At 70.2% G+C, this 4,988-nt stretch carries 3 protein-coding genes and 1 pseudogene; 1 reads left to right on the forward strand and 3 read right to left on the reverse strand.

Annotation, left to right across the window (positions count from 1 at the left end; translation table 11 throughout):
• Window positions 1-1,746 (reverse strand): HTH domain-containing protein (locus Q664_RS16285; RefSeq protein WP_043395615.1); only part of this gene is annotated, 1,746 nt, incomplete at its 3' end.
• Window positions 1,747-1,849: 103 nt separating this feature from the next.
• On the opposite strand from Q664_RS16285, the gene Q664_RS16290 reads away from it, so the two are divergent.
• Window positions 1,850-4,036, forward strand: coding sequence for an outer membrane protein assembly factor BamB family protein (locus tag Q664_RS16290; RefSeq protein WP_043395610.1), 2,187 nt, complete (start codon window positions 1,850-1,852; stop codon window positions 4,034-4,036).
• Between the two features lie 98 nt (window positions 4,037-4,134).
• Here Q664_RS16290 and Q664_RS60885 read toward each other — a convergent pair whose 3' ends face one another.
• Window positions 4,135-4,656: a hypothetical protein gene (locus Q664_RS60885; RefSeq protein WP_235216722.1), complete on the reverse strand. Its 522-nt coding sequence runs from the start codon at window positions 4,654-4,656 to the stop codon at window positions 4,135-4,137.
• A 22-nt stretch (window positions 4,657-4,678) separates the two neighbouring features.
• Window positions 4,679-4,988, reverse strand: a pseudogene (locus Q664_RS60890) (hypothetical protein); the annotation flags it as partial.

The following is a 4,988-nucleotide window of genomic DNA, read 5'->3' on the forward strand; positions in this document are numbered from 1 at the left end:
CCGGCGGCGCTTGCGCTCACCCGCGGCGGCGCCCTCTCCCTGCGCGCCTCCCTCGGGCTGGCCACCCCCGGCCACGAAGGCGCTGGCGGCCTCCAGATCCTCGTCCTCGCCCTCGTCGTCACCCTCCTCGCCGTCCTGCTCCTCGGAGAGCCCGGCGGGCGCGGCGGCCTCGGTGGGCGCGACAACGGTGGGAGCACCCGCCTCGGCGGCCTCGGCCTGCTCGGACTGGGCGGCGGCCTTACGCTCGCGGCGGCGCTCCTCGCGACGCTCCTCCCGCTCGCGGCGGCGCTCCTCGCGCTCACGCTGACGCTCCTCGCGGCGCGACGGCGCGGCCTCGGCGGTGCCACCCTCGCGAGAGGCCTCGGACTCCTCGGCGCCCTCCTCGCCCTCGTCGGCGCGGGCCTGCTTCTCGCGCTGGCGCTCCTCGCGGCGCTTCTGGGCCTCGTCGGCCTCGAGCTTCGCCACCTCGAAGAAGCGCTCGTCCACGTCGTACAGCTCCACCGTGGTGACGGTCACCGCGGCCTTGGCCTCGAGGAACTTCTCGCCGAGCGCGTCCCCGCACCAGAGCATCACCAGCGAGCCGCTCGCCTGGGCCTCGGTGCGCGCATCGCCCCGCACGTCCCCGGCGCATGCCAGCAGGCCCACCTGCGCCGAGTAGTGGCCCAGGTCCTTGCGCAGCTCCTGCACCGCCTTGCGATCCAGCGACGGCGTGCCCTTGAGCATGCGGATGGCGTAGCGCAGATCCACGCTGCCCTCGCGCTTGCGGGCGGTGAGCAGCGGGCCTTCCTTGGAGCGCTTGGCCACCTTCAGCTCGCGGAAGCCCAGCGCGTGCATCATCTTCACGACGGACTTCTCGAAGGCGCCCACCTCCAGCTCGCCCAGGCGCTTGCGCAGCACCCGCGCCACGGCCTTGCGCGCGTCCTTCACCGCGGCACGCGCCGTGGTCAGCAGGGCGGCGTCGGCCTGGGCCTCGGGCGTCGCGGCGGCGGCGGCACCGGCCTTCGGCAACACCGGCCGGCCATCCTCGAGCGGAATGCCCAGCGCGGCGGCGAAGGCGGCCTGCAGCTCCAGGGGCGGGGCCTCGCTCGGCGCACCCGCGCGCTCCAGCGCCACCGCTCCCGTCTCCTTCGAGAAGGAGAACTGGGGCCGGCGGCCCGCGTCGATGCGGCGCTGGTTGTCCTCCAGCAGCGCGGTGAGCAGCGCCTCCACCGTGGCGTCCTCGGCTGCCAGCTCCTTGCCACGCGCCTGCTCCAGAATCTGGTCCGGGCGCAGGGCCTGGTCGGCCTCGCTGAGGATCTCGAACACCACCTCCGGAATGGGCGGGAAGCGGCGGCGGCGCCCTCCCCGTCCGGCCTCCTCCTCCTCGTCCCGGCGGCGCTTGCGCTCGCTGCCACGGCCGGCCACCCGCACGTTGTCCGTGCGCGGCTCCGGGTGACGCTCGACCGGCCGCAGGGGCGGCAGGCTCTCCTCTGGATGGGCTTCCATCACCCCCGTCAGCGCCAGCGCCTCGATATCCTCCGGCAACGCCCAATCGGCGAGCGCGAAGGTGTCCTTGGCGGTGACGACCACCTTGCGATCGCGCGTCCGGCGGGCCATCGCCGCGAGCCGCGACAGCATCGTCAGCTCGGGCGTCTTGCCCACGTGGGACAGCAGGTTCTGGGCGATCGACTTCTCGGTGATCTCGAGGAAGGTGAGGGGACGTCCTTCGCTCTCCAGCACCCGGAGAGCGGCCTCATAAAAAGTCATCGGCTAATTCCCCAACAAAATCGAACGGTTACAAAAATGTAGGTCCGTATAGGCGGCGGATGCTAGCCATCGCTATTCTGGCTTGTCAACGAATGGGGAAGGGATGATCCGCTTTCGCATCGGACATCGATGGAAGCGCGAACCCGCGGAGGCGCCGCACGATTCCGTTTCGCTGGAGCTGGACGGGGTCAATCTGCTGCCGGGAGCGGTGGAGGAACCGCTCGTGGAGGCGGTGCCGGCGCTGGTGGGGGCCGTGGCGGAGCTGCACGCGGGAGGGCGGCGGCTGGCGCAGGTGTCGCTGACGGAGGCGCACCTGGAGCTGGTGCTGCGCCGTTCAGGAACGGACATCGAGCTGCAGGTGGCGAGCCTGTCGCGGCCGGCCCGGCTGCTGCGCCCGCCACTGCGGCTGGACGCGGAGGAGCTGGCGGAGGCGGCCCGGGTGGCCGGCCAGGGTTTCCTGGAGGACCTCCGGAAGGTGGCCCCCCGAAGGCTCCCGGTGGGGGCCGAGCAGGCCCTCGAGCGGGCGCTGCGGCAGCTGGAGGAGCCCGCCCACCACCGGGAGGAGCGGCGTCCCGAGCCCTTCACCCGGCGGGTGGCCCCCCCGGGGGTACCCGGTTTCGGCTTCGCGCTGGAGGACGCGGATGACGTGCTGCGGCGCGCGGCGAAGGAGAAGGGCCCGGCGCTGGCGTCACTGCTGTGTCCGGGAGAGGTGTGGTTGTCGCTGCCGGAGCGGCCGGTGGCGTGGCGTGCGCCGGGGCCTCCCTTCCTGACGGCGCTGGAGCTGGCGCGGCAGGCGGCGGACCTGGCGCGGGCGGTGGAGCTGGGCGAGCCGCGCTTCGGCCTGGAGCCCGCGGGCGTGCGTCCGGAGCTGACGCTGGACCTGAAGGCGGGAGAAGCGCGGCTGGGCGGGGCCACCGTCCCGCTGACGGGCCAGGCCCTGGTGGAGGCCATGTACCACCTGGGGCAGGCGCTGGTGGTGGCCATGTCCGAGCGGGAGCGGGCCCTCGCGGGAAACCCCTACCTGGTGGAGCTGGCCGAGCGCTGCCGGGAGGGGCTCTCGCACCTGCGGGGGGCCGTGCAACCTCCGGAGGAGAGCGGGATGGCGATGGCGCGGATGGCGCAGTCGACGGCGGCCTCGCGCCCGTTGAAGGTGCCGGGGCGCCTGCGCCGCCTGCGCTTCGATGACCTGTGGGTGCAGCGCAAGCTGGCGGACGCGGACCAGGGGCGGCTGATGCTGGGTCGCCAGGGGCCGGTGTACTCGTCACCGCAGATGGCGTGCGCCTTCGAGCGCAAGTCGGGCAAGCAGATCTGGCGGCGGGCGGCGACGCATGGTGTGGCGGCCTCGACGGACGGCTACAGCCTGGCGGCGAGCGCCGTGCGCGTCTGCGGCTTCCATGGGAAGGGGGCGGGAGCGCGCTGGTTGCACGACCACGATGGGCTGCGCATCGGCCCGCAGCTGCTGCGACAGGACGGGCTGCTGCTCACGCTCTCGGATGACCGGATCGCCCTGGCCTACAACGAGATGACGGGCCGGGAGATGTGGCGCCTGACGCCTCCCCGCACGCGGCGCAGCCACCTGAGCCTCCACGCCCACCGGGCGCTGCTGGCGACGGACTCGGGGTACCTGTACGGGATGGATCTGTCGGATGGACAGGTGCGCTTCCGGGTGAGCGCTTCCCTGCCCTTCCTGGGCCCCCCGGTGCCCTGGGGACGGCGCTTCGTGGCCACCCTGGGACAGGGCTCGCACTTCGCCCTGCTGCTGTCGGACGCGCACACGGGCGAGGCGGCGTGGACGTACGAGATGTCACTCGCCCTGCCCTCCGCGCCGCTGCCGAGCGGGAAGCGGCTGTACGTGGCCGGAGAGCTGGAGGGCGAAGGCGTGCTGCTGTGTCTGGATGCGAACGGCCAGACGCGGTGGCAACGGGCGCTGCACCTGGGCCCGGGGCCGTTCTCGCTGGCGAGGCTACCGGGTGGAGTGCTCGTAACATCGGCGCTGGGCGCGGCCACGCGGGTGGGCGACGAGGGCGAAGTGGACTGGCGCGTGGGCGCGGCGGGCGAGCAGCTCTCCAAGGCGCTGCAACCCATCATCACGCGCGGGGTGGTGCTGGTGCCGGGCGAGCGCGTGCGCGCGGTGGATCCAGACAGCGGCAACGTGCTCGCGGAGGTGCGGGCGGGCGCGGGCCTGATGGCGCTCCAGGCCGATTCCCAGCTCAACCTCTACTTCCTCGACGAGCTCGGCACGATCTCCGCCTACCGGCTCGTCTCGCACTTCGCGGTGGTGGGCGGCTGAGTCTCCCCAATAGCGGAGCGAGACATGACCAGCCGCTCCACATATCCGGCAGGCGGGTGCGTGGGCACGATGGAGCAGACGCGCACCACACAAGGGCACTACGGATGATACGGATATCGCGCCAGCACCTTCCCGTCCGGCGATACAGCATACAACTCGAACCAGTCGAGCGTGAGGTTGAATCCGGGAGCAAACCCTCCGCACTTCTCCACGCGCTGGTTGATCTGGACAAAATAAAGTCCCCCTTCCTCGCCTACGAGCACCTCCATGGCCTTGGCGGAATGGGAACAGGTTTCAGCATATTCCTTTGGGAAACTTGACAGGAGCCGCTGCAGCGCAGCGTGGGCCGCGAGGACAGCAGGGCCATCCAATTTGGCCAGCGGATGCACTTCATCAGGCCATCGAATGCCTTCTGCAATGATGGGCTGGCGAGCAGCGATCCCCCCATCCGCCCCTGTTGTGCCGGATTGAGGAGCGACGATTCCCCCATCCGCCCCTGTTGTGCCGGATTGAGGAGCGACGATTCCCCCATCCGCCCCTGTTGTGCCGGGTTTAGGAGCGACGATTCCTCCATCCGATACCAGCGTCATGAGAAGGATGAAATGATGAGGTGTCATCATAAGACCATGCTCCAGATTTCTTCTACCACTTCAATTCGGGTGAACATCGTGGCGAGATGGCTCGGGTTCCAAACATGCTGGATGACTGGGCTTGACAGACTGCTTGGAATTCCCAATTCCGTGCATCCTCAATCCATCTGAATACCTCACCCGCTGGATTCCATTTGTAGAAGCGGAATTCGTCTTTGTGTCCTGTAGCAAGCCAGGCCCACGCTGGAATCAACTGACCTTGCGAGTCACGCGCCAGTCTACCCTTGGGGCTCGTAGCGTAGGACACCATCATCCAGAGCCCTTCACCTGTTTTCAGCACAGGAAAAGTGACCAGATCTGGG

The organism is Archangium violaceum Cb vi76, from assembly GCF_000733295.1.
GTDB classification, from domain to species: Bacteria; Myxococcota; Myxococcia; order Myxococcales; family Myxococcaceae; genus Archangium; species Archangium violaceum.

Bases quoted from the DNA above. Each gene is read 5' to 3' on its own strand.
- Q664_RS16290 (WP_043395610.1), top strand. From the start codon at position 1,850: ATGATCCGCTTTCGCATCGGACATCGATGGAAGCGCGAACCCGCGGAG.
- Q664_RS60885 (WP_235216722.1), bottom strand. From the start codon at position 4,656: ATGATGACACCTCATCATTTCATCCTTCTCATGACGCTGGTATCGGAT.